Raw genomic sequence first — 20,230 nt, 5'->3', positions numbered from 1 at the left:
GTCGCGCGGTTACGCGGATTTTGCTGCCTTGAATGCCTTGGGGGAAAGGCCGGTCCAGCGCCGGAAGGCTTTGCCGAAGGCGCTCTCGTCGCAATAGCCGAGAGCGGCGGCGATATCCACGTTGGTTTTTTCGCCCTCGCGCAGCCACTGGCACGCGTAGTGGCTGCGCACCTCGTCCTGGATTGCGCGGAAGCTGGCGTTTTCCTCCAGTAGTTTGCGGCCCAGGTGGCGCGGGCTGATACACAGGCGCGCTGCGACCTGCTCGCGGGAGAGTTGTGGTTCCTGCTGCAGCAGGTGGGCCACCCTCAGTTGCAGGCTTTTACTGGTGAGGGCTTTCAGCAGGGCGTCGGCTTCCGGCTTCAGGCGCGCCATCACCTGGCGGTCTGCCGCCACCAGTGGGATCTCCAGATCCTGGGGGCGGAAACGGATGCCGGAGGATTCGGCGTTGAACTGTACCGGTGCCTGCAGCAGCTGCTGGTACTGCTGCTGTACCGCCAGCGATGGGGTAGGGTAGGCAAACAGCACGCTCTGGGGCTGGAACTCGCGTCCGGTCATGACGCGGGCCTGAGCCAAGCAGATGGATAGCACCGTTTCCACCCGCAGGCGCGCGCAGCGCAGGTAGTTGGGGCGATAGCAGAGCTCTACGTAAAAGCTGCCGCGGCGCATCTCGAACTGACCGCCCTCGCCGAGCAGGGGATGGTAGATGAGCAGTTGCTCCAGGGCGGCGCCGAGATTCTTCTGGGTCATCAGCAGATAGCCCACCAGCCCCATCTGGGCGCCCTGCATGGCCTGGCCGAGGCGAATACCCAGCAGTGGATCCGGGTGCGCATCCTGCACCGCCAGCCAGATCTCCTCCTGCACGTTCATGGGGACCCGTTCATTTTCGTTAATGGCGGTCAGAAGTGCCTGGGCCCGTGCGGGCAGTTTCAGCTGAAGTCGCTCTAAAGCGCTTATAACTGCTCGCGTATAGCTTAATGTAACGCTTCTACTGTCGATGGTGTTCAAATCAACTGTCCGAAATTAACCAGATGCTGCCCGATTATGACGACGGCCTGTTGGAATGTCACGTTATATTGAATGCCGACATTAGATGACAAGAAAGTCAGTGGAGAAGGTCGCCTTCACCCTGGCGCGCCATAGCGGGAAAAAAATAATGAAACCATTAGATGGTAAGTCTTACGCGGTGATCGGCGCCGGTCCCATGGGGTTGTGTAGTGTACGCAATCTGGTCAAACACGGTATCCCCTGTGTGGGATTCGAGATACATAGTGATGTGGGCGGCCTGTGGGATATCGACAGCCCCACCAGCACCATGTATGAGTCCGCGCACCTGATCTCGTCCAAACGCATGACCGAGTTCGCCGAGTTTCCCATGGGTGAGGATGTTGCGCTATTCCCCAGTCACCGCGAAATGCGCGATTACTTCCGCGCCTACGCCAACGCGTTTGATCTCTACCGCCACTACGAATTCGAGACCGAGGTGGTGCAGTGCACGCGCGTCGGCGACGACTGGCACATCACCACCCGCTGCCGGGGCGAGGAGCAGACGCGCGTATTCGGCGGCCTGCTGATCGCCAACGGTACGCTGCACCACCCGAATATACCCGAGCTGCCCGGCGCATTCTCCGGCGAACTGCTGCACTCCTCCGACTACCGCGACCCGGCCATTTTCGACGGCAAACGCGTGCTGCTGGTGGGTTGTGGCAACAGTGGCGCGGATATCGCGGTGGACGCCGCGCACCGTGCCAGTAGCGTGGATATCAGCCTGCGCCGCGGCTACTACTTCCTGCCCAAATTTATCGGCGGCAAGGCCACCGACGCCGTCGGCGGCAAGCTCAAGCTGCCGCGGTTTATCCAGCAGCGCATCAGCGCCGCGCTGTCGAAGTTCATGCTGGGGTCGCCCGAGCAGTACGGCCTGCCGAAGCCGGACTACAAAATGTTTGAATCGCACCCGGTGATCAACTCCCTGATCCTGCACCATATCGGCCACGGCGATATCAAGGCGCGCAAGGATATTGCGGCGGTGGCGGGGCACAAAGTGACCTTCGCCGACGGCAGCAGCGGCGAATACGATCTGATCCTGATGGCTACGGGTTACAAGCTGCATTATCCATTTATCGAGTCTGCCCATCTCAACTGGGAGGGCTTTGCCCCGCGTATGTACCTGAACGTCTTTCACCCGGAGTACGACAACCTGTTCCTGATGGGCATGGTGGAAGCCGCCGGCCTTGGCTGGGAGGGGCGCAATCGCCAGGCGGAGATGGTGGCCCTGTACATCCGCCAGCTGGCCCATGGTGCCGCTTCGGCGCAGAAGCTCAAAAAGGTGAAGCGGATGCAGGCGAGGCAGCGCGCCGATGGCGGCATGCAATACCTGAAACTCGAGCGTATGGCTTATTACGTGCACAAGGACACTTATCTAAAAGCACTGGCCGGTCACACCCGGGACTTGCTGAGTGACTGTCAGGTTGCGGATACTGCATGTTTTTCAATCAATCCGGCCGCGGCGACCCGCTGAGGTCGCCAGGACGATGAATAACGTGAATTCCGTCATTACCGCCGCTGTATCGTCTTCCATCGACAGCTTTCAGATGTCGCCGGGAGCGTTGCTCGCCCTGAACGCGGTACTGGCGTTCATGATGTTCGGCGTGTCTCTGGGGCTCAGAACCGCGGATTTCCGTCGGGTGTTGAGTCGCCCGGTGGCGCCGGTTACCGGCCTTGTTGCCCAGTTTCTGTTGTTGCCGGCCATTACCTGCTTTGGCACCTGGGCATTGGATATCAGCCCGGGCCTGGCACTGGGGATGATCCTGGTGGCCTGCTGCCCCGGCGGTACTTTCTCCAATGTGATGACATGGATCGGGCGCGCGAATGTGGCCACCTCCGTCAGCATGACCGCCATTTCCAGCCTCGCCGCGGTGGTACTCACGCCGCTCAATTTTGCCCTCTACGGCAGCCTCAATCCCCACACCCGCGAAGCCCTGCAGGCGATTCATCTACCGGCGGAGAACATGGTGTTGATGGTGGTGCTGGTACTGGCGCTGCCGATGGCGCTGGGCATGGTAGTGGGAGCGCACTTTCCGGGTTTTGCCCGGCGCAGCGAGCGCCATTTCCGCACGGCGTCGCTGGGGGTATTCCTGCTGTTCGTGATCATCTCCTTCAGCAAACACTGGCAGACGGCCCTCGAGATTGCGGGCTCGGTTCTGGTGCTGGTGATCGCGCACAACGCTGTTGCCTTCCTGATCGGTGACCTGGCGAGCCGCGGCGCCCGCCTGCCGCAGGGTGACCGCCGCGCGGTGACCATGGAGGTGGGTATCCAGAACTCCGGGCTGGCGCTCGCCATCCTGTTTACCTTCTATCCGGGCTCCGGAGAAATGTTGGTGGTGGCGGGCTTTTGGGGTGTCTGGCATCTGGTATCGGGGTTGTCCCTTGCCGGATTCTGGAACTACAGCAACCGGCGTTTGGCCGATGTGCAGGAGCGGGTGGCGGATTCGGTGTGAATCCCATTTCGCTGCCAATACCGGCTGGCCGTCGGACTAAATAACTACAAGAGCAGAGCATGAGTGAAAAACGGGTATTGATTACGGGGGCGGCGGGCTATGTGGGCCGCCTGTTGGGCGAGGCGCTGGCCGCGCGGATGGAGGTGATCGGGGTGGATATTGCCCGGCGCGAGGCCGCATTTCCCATCTTCCTGATGGATATCTGCGATGCCGCCCTTGCGGAACTGATGCGCGCCGAGCGTATTACCCATGTGATACACCTGGCGTCCGTAGTATCCCCCGGGCGCGACCGCGAACGGGAGTACCGCATCGATGTCGACGGCACCCGCAATGTGTTGGATGCCTGTATCACTGCCGGGGTAACCCATATTACCCTCACCAGCAGCGGTGCCGCCTACGGCTACCACGCAGACAACCCCATGTGGCTGACGGAAGACGATCCACTGCGCGGCAACCCGGAATTTGCCTATTCGGATCACAAGCGACTCGTGGAAGAAATGCTCGCGGACTATCGCCGGCGTCACCCGCAGTTGAAGCAACTGATCTTCCGGCCGTGTTCGATTATCGGTGCCACCACCAGCAGTAAGATTAGTGCACTGTTTGCCGGCAAAGGCATTCTCGACCCGGGGGCGCACAACTCGCCGTTTGTGTTCATCTGGGATCAGGATGTGATCGGTGCCATCGAACACGGCGTGCTGGAAGATGCCAGTGGTATCTACAATCTCGCCGGTGACGGCGCACTGACGCCGCACGAAATCGCCCGCCTGCTGGGCAAACCCTTGCGCCGCCCGCCGGTGTGGCTGCTGAAGGCGCTGCTCGCCATTAGTTACAAGCTGCGCCTTGGCAATGTGCAGCCGGCGCAGGTGATGTTTCTGCAATACCGCCCGGTGCTGCTGAACACGCGACTCAAATGCGAACTGGGTTACCGGCCGCGCAAGACCTCGGCAGAGGCATTCGCGCTTTTTGCGAAAGAGGCCCTCGGTATTGATGTAGACCCGCACACCGCGCGGGCCATCCACGCCGATCCGGCGGCGGCAACGGAGGGGCAGGTCGCATGAATGCATCCCTGATTGCTGCGCAAAGCCGGGAAAAGATCTTCGTGGTTACCGGCGCCGCCGGTGGCCTCGGTTGGGCTCTGGTTCAGGCGCTGGAAAAGTCCTACGCCGGCAAGGGCCCGCTGCGCTTCGCGTTGATCGACGTGGAAGCCGATGCTGTGGCCGCACGCGCGCGCGAACTGGAGGCGCGGGGTATTGGTGCCGACGTATTCGTTGCCGACCTCTCCTCGGAAGCCGTCGTAGCGGAACTGTGCGCGCGTCTGCGCAACGTCTATGGGGTTGTAGACCTGCTGGTGAACAACGCCGGTATTACCCACCGCAGCCTCTCCACCCAGACCAGCAATGCGGTCATCCGCCGGGTGATGGCCGTGGACTATCACGCACCGGTGGAACTGGCCCAGGGACTGATCGGCGAGCTGCGCGCCGCGTCCGGCTGTGTCGTCAACATAAGTTCCATGGCCGGCTGGATGCCGGTGCTCGGGCGCGCGGGCTACTGCGCGGCCAAAAGTGCACTACACCAGTACTTCGAAACCTTCCGCGAAGAGGTGCGCGACGAAGGCGTCCGCGTGCTCATGGTCTACCCGAGCTTTGTTGCCACCAATATCGATAGCAATGCGCTTGCCGGTGACGGCGGTCGCGCCAGGCATGCCCAGAGCACCATAGGCCAGGTGCGCAGCGCCGACTGGATGGCGGGCGAGATCGTGCGAGCATTGGCCGCCGGAAAAGAACGCCTGTTCCCCCGCGACAAGTCGCTGTTCGGGGCCTATCTGTATAAATTTGCGCCCAAGCTATTCCTGCGGCAGATGGTAAAAAACTTCCGCGTGGAGCTGGAACAGGGCCGCAAGCTCGCGCGGCAGTCTTAAGCCGGTTTATGGTTTTTGCCAGTGCGGTCGAATTTGCCGGCCGCAGCGCCTAAAATGCGACGGCAATAGCAGCCATATGCACAGGCCCATGCCGCTGATCGACAGCCACTGCCACTTCGACTTCGACGCCTTCGCCGCAGACCGCCACGAAGTGTGGCAACGTTGCGTCGCGCTCGGCATGCAGGCCATGATCATCCCCGGTATCAGCATTTCCCAGTGGCGCCCGCTGTTTGCATTGGTAAACGCCCAGCCCGACTGGTACGGGGCCGTGGGGGTGCACCCCTGGTGGGTGGCGGAACTGGCGATTGAGCCGGCGCAGTTGCAGCGCGCCATTGAGGAGCGCGTCGCCCGCGAACGCGCGGGCAACAACCGCTGTATCGCCGTTGGTGAGTGCGGGCTGGATGCCAACATCGACGCGCCCATGGACGCGCAGTTGGCCGCTTTCGAAGCGCAGCTGCGCGCAGCCCGGTCCCTGGATTTGCCGGTGATCGTGCACTGCGTACGGGCGCATAACGAGGTCATCCGCCTGCTTAAATCCGTTCGCCCGCCACAAGGCGGTGTAATTCACGCGTTCAGCGGCAGTCGCGAAACTGCCGACGAATACTGGAAACTGGGGTTTTACCTCGGTGCCGGCGGCACCATCACGTATCCGCGCGCCGCCAAGACCCGCGCCACTTTCACGTCGGTTCCTCTGGAGTCGCTTTTGCTGGAATCCGATGCTCCCGATATGCCCCACGCCGGCCGCCAGGGCGAGCGCAACAGCCCGGAGTATCTGCCGGCAGTAGCGGAAATCCTCGCCGGGTTGCGCGGTATTTCGGTGGACGAGATTGCTGCCCAGACCACAAAAAATGCCCGCGCGCTGTTCAATCTGTAAATACCCGGCTGGGAATACCCCATGGTGACAATCTGGTTATGAGCTTTTCCGTCGAGTCGTTCAAAAAACAGTTTCCGCTGTTCGCTCAGCCCGAGAACCGTGCGCTGGTGTATCTGGACAATGCCGCCACCACGCAAAAGCCAGCATGCGTGATCGACGCCATCGCCGATTTTTATCGCCACAGCAATGCGAATACCCATCGCTCCAGCCACCGTCTCGCCCGCCGCGCCACGGAAATGGTGGAGCAGGTGCGCGCGCGTGCGGCCGTATTTCTCGGCGCAACGAACCCCAAAGAAATAGTGTTTACCCGCGGCGCCACCGAGGGATTGAACCTGCTGGCGTACTGCCTGAGCTCGCAGCTGCAGCCTGGCGATCAGGTTCTCCTTACCACCGCCGAGCACCACGCCAATCTGGTGCCGTGGCAGATGATGGCCGAGCGCTTCCGGCTGGAAATTTGCTACGTGCCGGACCAGCGCGGCGTACCCCAGTTTGATCGCCTGGCGGAAGTCCTCACACCGCGAACAAAAATTGTGTCGCTGACCGCCGGCTCCAATGCGCTGGGTTTTCGCACGGAACTGGATGCCGTGCGGGCGGTGTTAGCAGGAAAAAATATTCACTGGATTGTGGATGGATCCCAGTTGGCGGCGCACGAACCTGTCGATGTTCAAACCATTGGTTGCGACTTCTTTGTGTGTTCTGCGCACAAGTTCTACGGTCCTACCGGCGTAGGCCTTCTTTACGGCCGTGAATCCCTGTTGCAGGCGATGCCGCCGTGGCAGGGCGGTGGCGAAATGATTGCGGATGTGGATCTATTCTCCAGCCATTACGCGGACCTGCCACACAAGTTTGAAGCGGGGACCTCATCCCTCGCCGCGATCGCCGGACTTGGCGCCTGTCTGGAATTTCTCGACGCCCAGGATCGCGCGGGCATGGCGAGGCACGAACAGCAGTTGCTACATTTTTTGCACGACCGCCTGAGCCAGATTCCGGAGCTGAACCTGTTGAGTGCGGCGGATAACAATCTCGGCATTGTCGCTTTCACCCACCCGCGTTCGGCGGCGATCGACCTGATGCAGTGGCTCGATGGGCGCGATATCGCGGTGCGTGTCGGCCACCACTGTGCCCAGCCCCTGGTGCGTGCCAGTGGCCACAGCGCCACCTTGCGCGCTTCCGTTGCCGCCTACAACACACGCAGTGATGTGGAGAAACTTGTCGCCGCGGTGGAAGAGTTTTTCCTACACCTGGGTGATGAAAGCGTCGCACAAACCGAGCCGCAGATTAGTGGCGAAACTGCAACTTGGATGCCGGATGATCTCGGCGCGCTCGACATTGAAGCGTTGCGCGCCCAGCGCAACTGGCAGGACCGCTACCGTACTCTGATGGGTTGGTCCAAGACCATTTCCCGCAAGGATGCCATACGTTTGGAGAAAAACCTGGTGCGCGGCTGTGAGTCCAGCGCCTGGCTGGTACACCGCCGTGAAAACGGGTTGCACCGCTTTGCCCTCGACAGCGACAGCCGTATCGTAAAAGGGTTGGGTGCGCTGCTGCTGACGCAACTGGATGGGCAGGCAGCCGGCGGTGTGACGCGTGCGGAGCTGGAGTCCCTGTTTGTGGAGCTGGGCCTGGCGCAGCAGCTGAGTGAGTCGCGGGCCAACGGCTTTCACGCGTTGCTCGAGCGCGCCTTTGAGTTGATGGGGAAGGCCTCACAAAGCGAAAACCGGTAGCGGCACGGCCACTGAGCCTCCCGTTGAGGAGGGGCGGGCTTTGTCCTGTTAACCTTTCTGCTGCGCTTTGAGAATTCGCTCCACCGCCTTGCTGGCGGCCATAAAACCGAAGGTGCCTGTGACCATAGTGGCGGCGCCGAAGCCGCCGCTGCAATCCAGCTTTACTCCGTTCAGCATCCCGCTTTTCTGCTGGCACACCTGGCCGTCCGGCTGCGGGTACACCATGGGCTCGGTGGAGTAGATGGCATCGATGCCAAACTGGCGCTTGCTGGACTTCTGAAAATTGTGGAAGCGGTAAAGGTGCTGGCGCACCTTGGCCAGCATGGGGTCGCTCACAGTGCGCCCCAGATCCGCGCACTCAATGGCGGCGGGGTTGATTTTGCCACCGGCGGAGCCCACGGTAATCAGGCGTATCTTGCGCGCCTTGCAATAGGCGATCAGTGCTGCCTTGACCCGCGCATTGTCGAAGGCGTCTACCACGACATCGATGGGGGTTTGTTCCGGGGCGAGCAGCTCGGCGAAATTGTCAGGGGCGATAAAGTCTTCCCGGGTACGCACAGAAATTTCCGGGTTGATCGCCCGCAACCGCTCCGCCATCGCCTCCACCTTGATCTCCCCAACCGTATCCACCAGCGCGTGAATCTGGCGGTTGGTGTTGGTGATACAGATGTCGTCCAGATCAATCAGGGTGATGTTGCCGACACCGCTGCGCGCGAGCGCTTCCGCAGTCCAGCTGCCGACACCGCCGATACCGATCACCACCACGTGTGCCGCATGCAGCACATCGAGCGCATGAGTGCCGTAGAGTCGGGCAATACCGCCAAACCGTTGCAGATAGGAGTCACTGAGAGGCATGGAGATTAACCGGGATGCGTTGCGGATGATTGTGTTGGCGAAAGCTTACGCTGGGCAAGGAGTATTCCCGCCGGCGATTGCAGGAGGGGAGGTGGGCAGGGCGCAGAGTGCACCCCGCGGTAACCGGATCGATCAGTGCACGTGGCCGTGGTCGATCTCTTCCGGAGTCGCTTCGCGCACGGAAATCACCTCGATATCGAAGTGCAGCTCCACACCGGCCAGCGGGTGGTTGCCATTGATGGTGACCTGGTCGCCGTCGATATCAATAATTTCCACTTCGATGGGGTGACCTTCAGTGCTTTGGGCGCGGAAGGCCATACCGACCTGTAGCTCCTCAACACCGCCGAATGCGTCCTTCGGAAGGGTCTGGATCAGTTCGGGGTTCTGCGGGCCGTAGCCGTCTTCCGGCGCCACCACCACGTTGAATTTGTCACCAGCGCTCTTGTCCAGCATTTCCTTTTCCAGCCCGGAAATGATGTTGCCTACGCCCTGCAGGTATTTCAGCGGTTGGCCACCTTCGGAGGTATCGATCACGGTGCCTTCGGCGTCTTTCAGGGTGTAGTTGATCTCCACAACGCTGTGGTTAGCAATTTTCATGGGCAATCTCTTGTGTCTTGAGAGTGAGTTGTAGCGCTTACCGCTTACGGAAGGAAAAGCAAACGGGGGTTTTAAGGCTGAATGAACGTGCATTGTATGGGCCGGGCCCGGTACTCGCAACCAAGGAGCTTTGATGGCGTGCGCGCGGATAATGTGGGTTGTGGGGTTCTACGGCAGGGCGAGTGGGGCGGCCCAAGGGGGCGGGCCGCACCGGGTGAGACGCGCAGTTCAACAAGCGATGGACAGGGGCTCGTCGCAGCGGTCAAAGAGATCGGTGGCCGTGCGTACCAACTGGTCACTCATTGCCGGTGTAAAGCCCAGTTCCAGCAGGCGCGCGTCGAGAAACTCAAGCAGGGCTTCAAACAGTGCCGGATTCAGGCCCCGGGCCAGGAAGCAGGCGCGCGCGCTGTGGGTGGGCTCAGGCTCTCCGGCCAGTGCGTGGGTCAGGAACTGGGCCTGGCGGCTGTGCTGTTTGTCGTGCTCTGCACTGTCCTCGCTCGACATATATTTACCAATCGCCTGGTAGAACTCGCCCACGGTCCGGCTGAGAAACTGGCGCCCTCCCAGGCCGGCGAGCAGCCCCTGCGGACACCCATGTACTTCCGGCGCGGCAGCGGTTGCATCCCCCGGGGCGGGTGCGTGAATGGGTACAAGAGCGGGTACAACACTTGGCATTGGTGGATTCCCCCTGTGAGACGGTAATCGGTATGTCGCGTTGGTGTCCGAATGGCCTCGATCTGTCGATCTTTCCGGGTGCTTTTTGGGGCTTCTGGAAAGGGGCTGGGACTGCCGGTCGCGATATGGGCGGCAAGATTACGGGATGGAAATACCCCTGCCAATGAATCACCACGAAATTGTCACAGCCTTCCACGGGTTGTACTGCAGTGGTTTAATTTGATGCAGAACGTCGGCGTGTATTACCTTTCGTGCCTGCCGAAGGCGCAATTTCACCGTGCGCTTGACCCTCAGCAGTCAGCCCGGGTGGCGCCCTAGAAAGTGGCGCTGTTAGACTTCCTGGTCTGTAATATCCCGGTCGGCCGCTCTGGTCAGGAGTGTGACCACAATACGCGCGGACAGCAGGTTGTTTTTTTCTGTCACTCCCTGAGGCCAGGTTGCCTCCGGGCAATACACGAGGCATAAGATGGCGAGCATTTTCACCCGGATCATCAATGGCGAACTGCCAGGGCACTTTGTATGGCGCGATGACGTCGCGGTGGCGATCATGACCATCGCGCCGGTCAGGCCCGGTCACTGCCTGGTTATCCCCGTAGAGGAAGTGGACCATTGGGACGACGTGCCTGCAGATATCAACGCGCATCTCCTGGATGTGGCTGGCAAGGTGGCCAAGGCGCAGAAGAAGGTGTACTCACCTCAGCGCGTGGGGGTGATGGTGGCGGGGCTCGAAGTACCACACACTCACTACCATCTGGTGCCGATCGACCAGATCGCCGATCTCGACTTTGCTCTGCAGCAGCCGGCGTCGCCAGAAGTGCTGGCGGCTGAGGCGGCGAAACTGCGCGCGGCGTTGGTTGAACTGGGTTATCGCGACAGCGCCGCTTGAGGCGACCTCGCCATAAGGGCTTTCCTGACAAAAAGTTTTGCATCCCGTGCATCCAAACCGGTGGCGGCGTGCGTCTCAGTGGCAGTTAACAAGAAAACAGGTTACCGGCTCATGATTTCCAGAATGTCTATTTTTGCCTCGCTGCTGTTACTGGTGCTGGGCACCGGCGTGGTACACGCGCAGACGTCCAGTCGAACCTTCGCACTGGATGGGTTTTCCGCCATCGCGCTAAAAGGTAGTTCCAATCTCAAGGTTGTACAGGGAAATAGTTTCTCCGTGACCGCGCATGGCGAAGAGAAAGACCTGGATTATGCCCGCGCTGAAGTGGATCGCGGTGGCAATCTGTCCCTGTGGGTGGAGACCGACAGCAAAAGCCTGTTCGGGGTGGTAACCGTCAGCAGTGAGCCGGAAATCGAGTTCCGTGTCACCCTGCCAGTGGTGAGCGCTATACGCGTGACCGGTTCAGGGGATGCCCTTGCGGACACCCTGGAGAGCGAGAAGCTCGATCTCCGTGTTACCGGTTCCGGTCTGATTAAAGTGGAAAAGGTCGCTGCCGAAGCTCTTAGTACCAGCGTTACCGGGTCTGGTGACCTGATTCTGGGCACCGTGCTGGCAGTGCATGGCTCTGCAGGTATCACAGGTTCTGGCGATCTCCGCATGGACAACTTCATTGGCGAGGACTTTACCGCCCAGATCAAGGGTTCCGGTGATATGGCCATTGGTGGCAAGGTGGCCAACCTCAATATTACCGTGATGGGCAGCGGCGATTTCATGGGGCGCAACCTGAGTGCCAATAACGCCGGCGGTGCGGTGATGGGCTCCGGTGACATCGTGCTCAAGCGCCCGGCGAGCGAGTCTTTTTCGGTCATGGGCTCCGGAGACATTGCTCTGGTAGAGTGATTTATACCTTCCGGATTCCCTAATGCAATTGCGCGGCTCAGGCCGCGCTTTTACTTTGTGTGGGCGTCGATGGGCTTCAGGGGTTGAAACGGGCGCACAGACCTCCATTTCTGCTGCAATACAGCAACGTTTTTGCATCCCTTCTCGCTTTGCCCACAGGGCCAGGATCCGGGCAATAGACACGATGGATTCCGCGTGTAAACAGGAGTATTCATGAGTTCTGCTGACGATCAGTCCGGGAAAAGGAAAGGCCGATTGCGCGCGCTCAGGCAGCAGGTGCGGCAGCTGCGCAAAGATGCTGTGGAAAAGTCGCACTGGGCCGCCGAGCGGCTGCTGGATCGGCGCATCTGCATCGGTATCACCGGTCTCAGTGGTGCGGGCAAATCCACATTGATCACGAGTTTGATCTACCAGCTCAGCCACCCGGACCGCGCCCAACTGCCTGGTTTTTCCCCCGCGCTGAATGGTCGCTTGCTGGGCGCGGAGCTGAAACCGGCGCTTGATACCGGGCTGCCTCTGTTCGAGTACGAGCGCTGTCTCAGTGCGCTGACCGCCAATCCGCCGCGCTGGCCGGAATCTACCCGTGATCTTTCCGCTCTGGAGCTGCATTTGCATCTTCAGGGGCGCCGCTTCGGGCGCAATTACCAGCAGAAACTCATTCTGGAGTTTCGCGACTATCCCGGCGAGTGGTTAATGGATCTACCGCTATTGAGGATGGACTTTGCCACCTGGTGCCGTCACCAGCGGGATCTGTTGGAGGAGGAACCGCGGGCGACGCTGGCGCCGGAACTGCTGTCGCAACTGCGGGAGCTCGCGCCGGATGCCGCCGCTGATCTGCGACAGATCGACAGCCTGTGGCAAAACTACCGCCAATTTCTGCGCGACTGCCGCAGTGAGCGCAAGCTCAGCTACCTGCAGCCGGGCCGGGCCCTGCTCGACGGTGAGGAGCATGGATTTTTCCCCCTGCCAGGTATCGGTCATCGAGCGCAGTCGGAATTGGATGCACTGCCCGAGGGAAGTGTGTACAAGGTGCTGGAGGCCCGCTATCGGCACTATGTGGAAGAGCGGGTGGTGCCGTTTGTTGACAGCCACTTTCGGCACCTGGACCGGCAGTTGGTGCTGGTGGATCTGATCAGCACTCTGTTTGCCGGTGAGGCGTCGCTCGAAGACATGCGCAAGGCATTTGGGCAGATCGCCGATACATTCAGCTATGGCAGCAATGGGCTGCTGCGCAAACTGTGGCGCCCGCGCATCGACCGTCTGGTGTTCGCCGCGACCAAGGTCGACCAGGTCCTGGCCGCGGATCACGACGCCCTGCGCCAGTTGCTCGGGCAGCAGCTGCAGCAGGTTTTTTCCGCTGCCCGTCACCGCGGTTTGCCGCTTTCGTGCGAGGCTATTGCGGCGGTGCGCTGTTCCAATGAAAGCGTCCGCGATGGCCGTCGCATGCTGGTAGGGCACGCCATGGATGGGCGTTATCTCGGGTTTGAAAATGCCGAAATCTTCGCGCACCTGCCACAGGAGAGCCAATGGCAACACTACGCCGATGGCCTGCCGCCACAGCTGCGGCCCCCCATGGGGATCGGGCACGAAGGTTATATGCCGCACATCCGCGTGGATGCGCTCTTGAATCTGCTGTTGGGAGACAAGGTCTGATGGCTGGTGCTGATAAAAACACCTCCGGGCAGGAAGAGTTACGCAAAGGTCTTGAGAGCGGCACCGGGGCTTCGCATAATGCCGGCGCCCGACGCCAGACCCGTATAGAAAATCTGGACGCGGAAGAGCCCACAGCGCGCGACCGCGCCAGTACCCGGGTGGAGCCGCTGGCGGAGGAGCCGGCGCAGCTTCCCCGCTCTATCACCACTGGCGAATCGCTGCCGGATAAAATCTCTTTTTCGGAACTGCGGTTGCCGGTATTTCGTCTGCGACTATGGAAGCCGGCGCTGCTGGCGGCGCTGGCACTCGCGTTTGGCGCGGTGTTCTGGGAGCTGCGGCAGTTTTTCTACTGGGCTGCCGAAATGCACTGGACCCTTGGCCTGCTGGCTGGGGGGATAATCGGCATACTGGTGCTGACCATGGGGAGCGCTGTTTGGGAGTATTTCCGTGCGGGCCGACCGCTGCGCAGACTGCAGAAAACTCAGGAGCTGGCGGCGCAGGTACGTGACAGCCGCGCCACAGACGCGGTGGCCCCGCTCAATCAGCAACTGAGTGAACTCTTTGCCGGGAAACCTCAGGGTGCGCTACTCGCGCGGGTGCAGGGCGAGATGCCGGATTACTATGACAACAGCGAACTGTTGCGGCATCTGGAACTGAATTTTTTTGAAGCGCTGGATCAGGAGGCGCTGCGGCGAATTGTTCGCCATGCGACGACAACCGGAGCGCTGGTTGGATTAAGTCCCTTTACCACCCTGGATGTTTTAGTGGCGCTCCGGCAGTCCATGCGCATGATTGACGATGTCGCTCAGATTTATGGCGTGCGGCCGTCAGTGGTGGTGCGCTGGCGTCTGTTCAAGAAAGTGCTTGCGCTGGTGGCCTACAGTGGCGCCAGCGAATATGCGGTAAGCGAATTGTGGCCCGAACTGGTGGGTGACAGCATGCTCAGTGCGGTGTCGGCGCGCCTGGGGCAGGGCATGGGGGCCGGCCTGTTCATGGCAAGGATTGGGTTGGCTGCAGTACACAGTTGCCGTCCGATTCCTTTTTCGGAAAAGCAACGCCCGCGTCTTGGCGCGCTTACTCGGAGAATTGCCGTCAGTCTGAAAGAGCGGATGCTGGGGCGAGACCGCAACAGCGGGCCGGATGCGGCGGCGACGATCAGAGATGCGGACCGCATTGTCCAGGACAATGCCCGGGAAAACCTTAAGCCGCGGAATTCACACGATTCCTAGCCCGGAGGTCAAATAGTTCTGGATGAAACATTTGACCGCTGGGCTAGGGTGCTCATTGCGTGCAGTTTCTACAATACGCATTGGGTTACGAGGATTGAGGCCGGGCGGATGCACAGCGAAATCTGCGGTGCGGGCCCGTGCGACTCACTTGCGCGCAGCGCGACCGACTGTAGTTATTTGAACTGTTTTTTCATCAGCATTCGCGTGTGGTGTTGGTCCACCAGTTTTGCCAGAGTGTCGAAGCGGCTTTTGACAAACGGACGCGGGTTGTTGTTGCCCGCCGCATCGGGATATTCAACCCCCTCGCGTACCAGCTGCAATTCCTTGGCCAGTGCGTCCATCGCTTCAAATATGGCTTTGGTGTTTTGCTCGTCGTGGAAAACACGACTGTCTGCGGTGTCGCTCAGGTACGAATCGCACTCACCCAGCCACTCCGCGCGTTGATTGAGGAAGTTGATCGTGTTTCGGATGCCACCTTTATACTCAGGCTTGAAGTTTTCGTTGATATATTTCCCCAGGCTTCGCATCCCGGAATCCACGAATTGCTCAACAAGGCTTTCGCAATATGCATCATTGAGGTAAGCGGGGTGGGAGCTGGTGGCTCCGGCTTTTCCTGTCGCAATAAAGCAGGCAATTGCCGCCGCAACCAGCGGTGTCAGCTTGCGGGAGCGGGAGGATTGGGAAAATGACGGTGTCTTGGATAAGTGTGGCGTGTTCATCTTTGAATGCCCTACTGTTGTTTTAGCTATCAGGCTTTTTATTGTGATAAGCGTCACATGAATATCGAAACGCCAGTCTTATGTCAACAAGTTTTAAGTATGATTTGTCACGATTGTGCCAATTGTGGACCAGTGCGCGTTTCTTTGTACTGATCAGATGTGTTTAACCTGACAATAGTGCGAGCGTATGGTCGTGCGGCAGGTGCAAAAGGCGGCAAGCGGGAGCTTTGCCCGGAAGCTGAGGAGTGAGTTTTGTCGGATTTTGATTTTGATCTAATAGTGATTGGTGCAGGTTCCGGAGGTGTGCGTGCCGCCCGCATGGCTGCCGCTGCGGGTATGCGTGTGGCCGTGGTGGAAGAGCGCTACATGGGCGGGACCTGCGTCAATGTGGGCTGTGTGCCCAAAAAACTGTTTGTCTATGCGAGTGCCTATCGCGAGGCGTTTGAAGATGCGCGGGCCTATGGATGGGAGGGGCAGGATGGTGCCCGCTTCATATGGCCGACGTTGCGGGACAACAATGCCAGAGAAATCACCCGGCTCAATGGTATTTATCGCAACCTGCTCACCGGAGCGGGGGTCCACATCATCGACGGCAGAGCGCAGGTCAGCGGGCGGCACCAGGTCAGTGTGCGCAACGAAACGTACACGGCAGAACGCCTACTGGTTGCCACTGGTGGCTGGCCGTTTGTGCCGGAATTTCCCGGTAGCGAATTTGTCATTACTTCGAATGAAGTTTTTTCCCTCGAAGTATTCCCTCACCGGGTACTGGTGGTTGGTGGTGGTTATATTGCGGTGGAGTTTGCAGGCATCTTTGCCGGTCTCGGTGCTGAGACGCATCTATCCTATCGGCGCGATCTGTTTCTGCGTGGATTCGATAACGACGTTCGCACATTCGTGCGGGATGAAATGGGCAAGAAGGGTATCCATCTCCACTTCAATCACCAGGTGAAAGCCATCGAAAAACTCGAGGGTGGCGCCCTTCGGGTTACAGGCAGCGACGGCGAGGTGCTGGAGGTGGACGCGGTGCTCTATGCGACCGGACGCAAGCCCAATACTAAGGGGTTGGGGCTGGACGCCCTGGGCGTGGTCACCCATAAGGACGGGACTATCGGCGTGGACGATAATTTCCGCAGCAGCGTGACCTCCATCTACGCGCTGGGGGATGTCACCGGTGGCCCGGAACTCACTCCGGTAGCTCTGGCGGAGGCGATGGCGCTGGTCAGGCACTGGCAAAGCGGTGAAACGGCGGAAATAGACTACAACAATATTCCCACTGCGGTGTTTTGCCAGCCGAATATCGGTACTGTAGGGCTGACTGAGGAGGAGGCTCGCCAGGCGGGTATTCCGGTCGCCATCTATCGATCGGACTTCCGAGCCATGCGTCATTCGGTCAGCGGCCGGGATGAGCGAACCCTGATGAAACTCATCGTGGATAAGGAGAGCGACAGGGTGGTTGGAGTGCACATGGTGGGGCCCGATGCGGGTGAAATCATTCAGGGCATGGCCGTAGCGATGAAAGCCGGGGCTACCAAGTCTGTATTTGATCAGACCATTGGTATTCATCCCACGGCCGCGGAGGAGTTTGTCACTATGCGCACTGCGGTCCCGGAGTGATGTTGTGGCGGAGTTGCCTCTGAACAGGGGGTATATAAAAGCTGTGCCGGAGAGGTCTCCGGCACAGCTTTTTCATATTTGCGCATTCCTCGCCCTTGCCGGGCTGTGAGTGTGAACATTTTGCGCTTCAGCTTCGCCAAGGGTAGCAGTCGTACTGTTGCCGTTTTACTGGCCTCAGTGGTCAAGAAGCGCGATCTGGCAAATTTTCAGTTCCCCCAGGGTTCGATATTTGGGTGGTGTGGTTTCCGCTGGTCGCGGCAATGTCAATCTTCGGCTATCTCGGGTACCGGAATCTGGTGCCGACGGGTCTTGCGGCGATCTCCGCGTTCTTTCAGGCAGCGTTCGGCGGAGTCAAAGGCACCGTTGACCGCGCGATGAATGGAGTCGCTCTCGTTGGTGATGGTGACCGGATTGCCGCTCAGGGCAAGCTCGACAGAGGCGCGATACTGCTTGCCTTTGTGCTTGTGATGATGGGGGGCTTCAAGGACTACGCGGCTTCGTATGATGTCGCCACAATAACGTTCCAGCTTGTGCAGTTTTTTGGATACGGTGTCTGCCAGGGTGGCGGACTTGTCGATATCACGGAACACAATGTTATCGTAAGGCGCTGATTTCATGGGCACATACCTCCGGTTATAAAGGACCTATGCAGGCCGCATACGCGGTTTGCTGAAAGAAGGTAGGGCGCCCTGTAGGGAGTCTGCTCAGTATGAAAATCGGGTCACCGGAGTTCGCAGTTCGGTCATTGCCGGGTTGGCAATATCAAAGGTGTTTTGCGCTCGGGCCGGTTTTCATGCCGCTCAGGATTATCTCCCTGTAGGTCATAATGCGATTCTCAAAAAAAAAATCAAGCTCTCGAATCAAGAAAATGTCACAAATATTTGTTAGTCCACGGGAACTTTTCCGGCAGCTGCAAATGTGCTGTTTTGCGGCACAGGTCACTGCGCGTATAGGAATCCTGTTGGCACGGTCATTGCTGCGTATATCCGTCTGGGGTACATTGTCTGGCCTCGTGTGGGGCAGTTTGCGTACCGGTATCACCTGTGTGATATCCGTTTTCCCGAGGCAGCGCCGGACGCTTCCCGCGATGTGCGCAATTGCAGCTTTGCGTTTTTCTGAAGTAAAAAATCAAACAACGGACTTTTGACTATGGCGGTAAACCGTGGTTGCTCGCTGATTTTTGCGGGTGTAGTGGGGGTATTTGGTTGGTGTGCGACAGTGCAGGCGGAGTCTTCGCTGACCGTTGAGCAGAACAGGCTTGCGCGAATGGAGCAGTCTCTGGAAAACCGGCTGGTTGAGCTGGAGGACGTGGAGAATGAATTGCTCGGCTATGACTACAAGCTGAAACGCGCCCAAGAGTCCCTGGAGCAGGCCCGCACCCATTTCCAGGAGAGCCTGAAAGAACTCAAAGTGGCGGAGCGGGAGCACAAGCAGGCGCCCAGTAGTGATACCGAGCGCGCGCTCAATAAGGCTCGCCACGCCTATTCCATGGCCGAGCGCGGGGTCGACAGTCGCAATCGCCGGGTGGAGTTTATCCAGTCGACCTTTGGCGACCTCGAATCCCGACTGAAAGCCTCGCAGGCGTCCGTGGCGGACAACAAAGCGCGCTTGGCGAGTCAGCAGGCCTTGGTTGACAAGTTGGTGCAGGCGATGCTGGTGCAGGCCGAGACCCAGAAGAGGGCGAAGGCCAAACCGGTTGCTGCCAACAGTGCTGCTGAACAGGCTGCCCCGATCGGCAAGCCGGAGATTCCACAGCCCAGTGCGGCTTCACTGACCGTTGCGGAGCCTAAATTCGAAGCGCCGGCACCGGCTGATGAAACCGTGGAAACGCCGGCCGCGGAGCAACCGGAGATTGACCCTGAGCTGCTGGCCTATGTGCGCGGGGAGCAGGAGCGACTGGAAAAAGTCCTGAGTGAACTCGAAGATGAGGATGACAGCGGCAAGCAGACGTTTCGCAATCTGTCGATGCGCCCGTCGGGCGGCGAGTCAATCGAGTTTGAATTCCTGGGGCAGAATCAGTACAGGCTGGTAGCACCGGTAAGTGCGGGCCGCCAGACCTATAAAATCAATTCATGGCGCTTCCGTCGCACAATCCCCGCGGACGATGAAGGCGTGCGCTATGTATTTATCTTTGACGCGCGTCGGCTTTCACGTCCGCGCCTGGTGATGTATCCGGAATATGTGTTGTCGCACCTGGACTGATCGGTCAGTAAGTGGCTGAGATGTAGCTGAGCACAAAAGAGCCCGCGGAGCGGGCTTTTTTGTTTCCGCTATTTGCTCGTTCCCTGGCTATCCGGTGCGCCTTCCAGGGGAAGTGACAGTAGAACTTCGTACTGGCTACCCGTGGGTGTGAGCAGGCTGCGGTACAAGGTGAGGTTGTCCAGCCTGCAGGTGAATGCCGTAGTAACCGGCTGCGGGCCTGCAAATCCCCGCTGGCTTCTTGCCAGCGTAAAGTGCGGGCGAAAGGTTTTGCGCTCGGGCGGTTTGCCCACGGCGCGCATCAGGGCTTTGCACTTTTGCTGCAGTTTTGCCAGCGGTGGGTTGGGAAGCAGTTCCGCCGCGAGCATTTTTGCCCGGTTTTTGGGAAAGGGGTGGGTGCTGACGATTTCTCCGTAGCAGATAGGTGATGTTGCTGCGATGCTGCGCAAGCGATCTTCGATGAGGTTAAGATGCGTGGCGTCTGTGTCGCCGAGGAATGTCAGGGTGAGGTGCCGGTTGGCGTGTGAAATCCAGCGGTGGTCGCGAGGCAGCCCCTGTTGCGCGATATGGTGGCAGGTGGCATCAAGAAAGCGTTGCGTTGCACTGTCTGGCGCTACGCCAATAAACAGCCGCAGCGGCTGATCTCGCCCGGGCGGGCGTTTCTCCTCAGTGTGCTCGGATTGGATTTTCTGCATGTTTTTCTTTTCACGCCCTTGAAGCCGGAATAGGTGGCCGCATATCTGAAAGTAAGGTTGGCAGGCTCGACAGAGGTGCCTCCCGAAGCGACCCCAGACCCGGTATCTAAATACCTGTTTCGCCGGGAAATGTGGGGTTGAGTACCTGGTAAAAGTAACACAGGCACTCTTTAACACCGAGCTCCACGCATACAGTGT

19 protein-coding genes are annotated in these 20,230 nt (G+C 59.5%); 12 read left to right on the top strand and 7 right to left on the bottom strand.

Going from position 1 to position 20,230, the window contains the following annotated elements:
* Nucleotides 1–9: 9 nt before the first annotated feature.
* Nucleotides 10–1,005: an AraC family transcriptional regulator gene (locus GNX18_RS06485; RefSeq protein ID WP_166216315.1), complete on the bottom strand. Its 996-nt coding sequence runs from the start codon at nt 1,003–1,005 to the stop codon at nt 10–12.
* A 148-nt stretch (nt 1,006–1,153) separates the two neighbouring features.
* On the opposite strand from GNX18_RS06485, the gene GNX18_RS06480 reads away from it, so the two are divergent.
* From GNX18_RS06480 to GNX18_RS06455, 6 genes are all read left to right on the top strand, one after another.
* On the top strand, nt 1,154–2,515 hold the full coding sequence (locus tag GNX18_RS06480) for an NAD(P)/FAD-dependent oxidoreductase (RefSeq protein ID WP_166216312.1): 1,362 nt from the start codon (nt 1,154–1,156) through the stop codon (nt 2,513–2,515).
* Between the two features lie 13 nt (nt 2,516–2,528).
* A complete protein-coding gene (locus tag GNX18_RS06475; protein WP_240914267.1) occupies nt 2,529–3,494 on the top strand; it encodes a bile acid:sodium symporter family protein in 966 nt (321 codons plus the stop codon).
* A 59-nt stretch (nt 3,495–3,553) separates the two neighbouring features.
* On the top strand, nt 3,554–4,552 hold the full coding sequence (locus tag GNX18_RS06470) for an SDR family oxidoreductase (RefSeq protein WP_166216309.1): 999 nt from the start codon (nt 3,554–3,556) through the stop codon (nt 4,550–4,552).
* Nucleotides 4,549–5,412, top strand: a complete 864-nt coding sequence (locus tag GNX18_RS06465; protein ID WP_166216306.1) for an SDR family oxidoreductase — start codon at nt 4,549–4,551, stop codon at nt 5,410–5,412. Before GNX18_RS06470 ends, GNX18_RS06465 begins: the two co-directional genes overlap by 4 nt.
* Nucleotides 5,413–5,488: 76 nt before the next feature.
* Nucleotides 5,489–6,286 carry a TatD family hydrolase gene (locus tag GNX18_RS06460; protein WP_240914266.1) on the top strand — a complete coding sequence of 266 codons (798 nt, stop codon included), beginning with the start codon at nt 5,489–5,491 and terminating at the stop codon, nt 6,284–6,286.
* Between the two features lie 38 nt (nt 6,287–6,324).
* Nucleotides 6,325–8,010 (top strand): aminotransferase class V-fold PLP-dependent enzyme, encoded by a 1,686-nt coding sequence (locus tag GNX18_RS06455; RefSeq protein ID WP_166216302.1) that lies wholly within the window; start codon nt 6,325–6,327, stop codon nt 8,008–8,010.
* Between the two features lie 48 nt (nt 8,011–8,058).
* Here the strand turns inward: GNX18_RS06455 and tcdA are convergent, their stop codons facing one another.
* The 3 genes from tcdA to GNX18_RS06440 form a co-directional block, all read right to left on the bottom strand.
* The gene (gene tcdA / locus GNX18_RS06450) at nt 8,059–8,865 is read right to left on the bottom strand and encodes a tRNA cyclic N6-threonylcarbamoyladenosine(37) synthase TcdA (RefSeq protein WP_138234770.1); all 807 of its coding nucleotides are present in this window, start codon (nt 8,863–8,865) and stop codon (nt 8,059–8,061) included.
* A gap of 132 nt (nt 8,866–8,997) precedes the next feature.
* A complete protein-coding gene (locus GNX18_RS06445) occupies nt 8,998–9,462 on the bottom strand; it encodes a peptidylprolyl isomerase (protein ID WP_138234769.1) in 465 nt (154 codons plus the stop codon).
* Nucleotides 9,463–9,690: 228 nt separating this feature from the next.
* On the bottom strand, nt 9,691–10,137 hold the full coding sequence (locus GNX18_RS06440) for a hypothetical protein (protein WP_240914265.1): 447 nt from the start codon (nt 10,135–10,137) through the stop codon (nt 9,691–9,693).
* Between the two features lie 466 nt (nt 10,138–10,603).
* On the opposite strand from GNX18_RS06440, the gene GNX18_RS06435 reads away from it, so the two are divergent.
* The 4 genes from GNX18_RS06435 to GNX18_RS06420 all read left to right on the top strand — a co-directional run bounded on the left by GNX18_RS06435 (nt 10,604) and on the right by GNX18_RS06420 (nt 14,805).
* Entirely contained in the window at nt 10,604–11,023 is a 420-nt protein-coding gene (locus GNX18_RS06435; RefSeq protein WP_138234768.1) for an HIT family protein, read from the top strand.
* 123 nt (nt 11,024–11,146) lie between these two features.
* Nucleotides 11,147–11,923: a GIN domain-containing protein gene (locus GNX18_RS06430; protein WP_240914264.1), complete on the top strand. Its 777-nt coding sequence runs from the start codon at nt 11,147–11,149 to the stop codon at nt 11,921–11,923.
* 213 nt (nt 11,924–12,136) lie between these two features.
* Complete coding sequence (locus GNX18_RS06425; RefSeq protein WP_166216297.1) at nt 12,137–13,576, top strand: YcjX family protein; 1,440 nt, start codon at nt 12,137–12,139, stop codon at nt 13,574–13,576.
* Nucleotides 13,576–14,805: a TIGR01620 family protein gene (locus tag GNX18_RS06420; RefSeq protein ID WP_166216294.1), complete on the top strand. Its 1,230-nt coding sequence runs from the start codon at nt 13,576–13,578 to the stop codon at nt 14,803–14,805. The genes GNX18_RS06425 and GNX18_RS06420 overlap by 1 nt, the downstream gene beginning before the upstream one ends.
* Before the next feature lie 173 nt (nt 14,806–14,978).
* Here GNX18_RS06420 and GNX18_RS06415 read toward each other — a convergent pair whose 3' ends face one another.
* Nucleotides 14,979–15,581, bottom strand: coding sequence for a hypothetical protein (locus GNX18_RS06415; RefSeq protein ID WP_166216291.1), 603 nt, complete (start codon nt 15,579–15,581; stop codon nt 14,979–14,981).
* A 195-nt stretch (nt 15,582–15,776) separates the two neighbouring features.
* Between GNX18_RS06415 and gorA the strand changes: the two genes are divergently transcribed.
* On the top strand, nt 15,777–17,138 hold the full coding sequence (gorA, locus tag GNX18_RS06410) for a glutathione-disulfide reductase (protein ID WP_166216288.1): 1,362 nt from the start codon (nt 15,777–15,779) through the stop codon (nt 17,136–17,138).
* Between the two features lie 263 nt (nt 17,139–17,401).
* Here the strand turns inward: gorA and GNX18_RS06405 are convergent, their stop codons facing one another.
* The gene (locus GNX18_RS06405) at nt 17,402–17,755 is read right to left on the bottom strand and encodes an HPF/RaiA family ribosome-associated protein (RefSeq protein WP_138234762.1); all 354 of its coding nucleotides are present in this window, start codon (nt 17,753–17,755) and stop codon (nt 17,402–17,404) included.
* 532 nt (nt 17,756–18,287) lie between these two features.
* On the opposite strand from GNX18_RS06405, the gene GNX18_RS06400 reads away from it, so the two are divergent.
* A complete protein-coding gene (locus GNX18_RS06400) occupies nt 18,288–19,340 on the top strand; it encodes a hypothetical protein (RefSeq protein WP_166216286.1) in 1,053 nt (350 codons plus the stop codon).
* Between the two features lie 68 nt (nt 19,341–19,408).
* Here the strand turns inward: GNX18_RS06400 and thpR are convergent, their stop codons facing one another.
* Complete coding sequence (gene thpR / locus GNX18_RS06395) at nt 19,409–20,032, bottom strand: RNA 2',3'-cyclic phosphodiesterase (RefSeq protein ID WP_166216283.1); 624 nt, start codon at nt 20,030–20,032, stop codon at nt 19,409–19,411.
* Nucleotides 20,033–20,230 lie beyond the last annotated feature (198 nt).

The organism is Microbulbifer sp. SH-1 (assembly GCF_011326135.1).
Classification (GTDB): domain Bacteria; phylum Pseudomonadota; class Gammaproteobacteria; order Pseudomonadales; family Cellvibrionaceae; genus Microbulbifer; species Microbulbifer harenosus.
The sequence above is the reverse complement of the archived record's forward strand: the minus strand, read 5'-3'. Positions and strand labels throughout refer to the sequence as shown.

Bases quoted from the DNA above. Each gene is read 5' to 3' on its own strand.
- GNX18_RS06460 (WP_240914266.1), top strand. From the start codon at position 5,489: ATGCACAGGCCCATGCCGCTGATCGACAGCCACTGCCACTTCGACTTC.
- GNX18_RS06430 (WP_240914264.1), top strand. From the start codon at position 11,147: ATGTCTATTTTTGCCTCGCTGCTGTTACTGGTGCTGGGCACCGGCGTG.
- GNX18_RS06455 (WP_166216302.1), top strand. From the start codon at position 6,325: ATGAGCTTTTCCGTCGAGTCGTTCAAAAAACAGTTTCCGCTGTTCGCT.
- GNX18_RS06425 (WP_166216297.1), top strand. From the start codon at position 12,137: ATGAGTTCTGCTGACGATCAGTCCGGGAAAAGGAAAGGCCGATTGCGC.
- GNX18_RS06440 (WP_240914265.1), bottom strand. From the start codon at position 10,137: ATGCCAAGTGTTGTACCCGCTCTTGTACCCATTCACGCACCCGCCCCG.
- GNX18_RS06480 (WP_166216312.1), top strand. From the start codon at position 1,154: ATGAAACCATTAGATGGTAAGTCTTACGCGGTGATCGGCGCCGGTCCC.
- tcdA (WP_138234770.1), bottom strand. From the start codon at position 8,865: ATGCCTCTCAGTGACTCCTATCTGCAACGGTTTGGCGGTATTGCCCGA.
- GNX18_RS06400 (WP_166216286.1), top strand. From the start codon at position 18,288: ATGGCGGTAAACCGTGGTTGCTCGCTGATTTTTGCGGGTGTAGTGGGG.
- GNX18_RS06465 (WP_166216306.1), top strand. From the start codon at position 4,549: ATGAATGCATCCCTGATTGCTGCGCAAAGCCGGGAAAAGATCTTCGTG.
- GNX18_RS06470 (WP_166216309.1), top strand. From the start codon at position 3,554: ATGAGTGAAAAACGGGTATTGATTACGGGGGCGGCGGGCTATGTGGGC.
- GNX18_RS06405 (WP_138234762.1), bottom strand. From the start codon at position 17,755: ATGAAATCAGCGCCTTACGATAACATTGTGTTCCGTGATATCGACAAG.
- GNX18_RS06475 (WP_240914267.1), top strand. From the start codon at position 2,529: ATGAATAACGTGAATTCCGTCATTACCGCCGCTGTATCGTCTTCCATC.
- thpR (WP_166216283.1), bottom strand. From the start codon at position 20,032: ATGCAGAAAATCCAATCCGAGCACACTGAGGAGAAACGCCCGCCCGGG.
- GNX18_RS06420 (WP_166216294.1), top strand. From the start codon at position 13,576: ATGGCTGGTGCTGATAAAAACACCTCCGGGCAGGAAGAGTTACGCAAA.
- GNX18_RS06435 (WP_138234768.1), top strand. From the start codon at position 10,604: ATGGCGAGCATTTTCACCCGGATCATCAATGGCGAACTGCCAGGGCAC.
- GNX18_RS06445 (WP_138234769.1), bottom strand. From the start codon at position 9,462: ATGAAAATTGCTAACCACAGCGTTGTGGAGATCAACTACACCCTGAAA.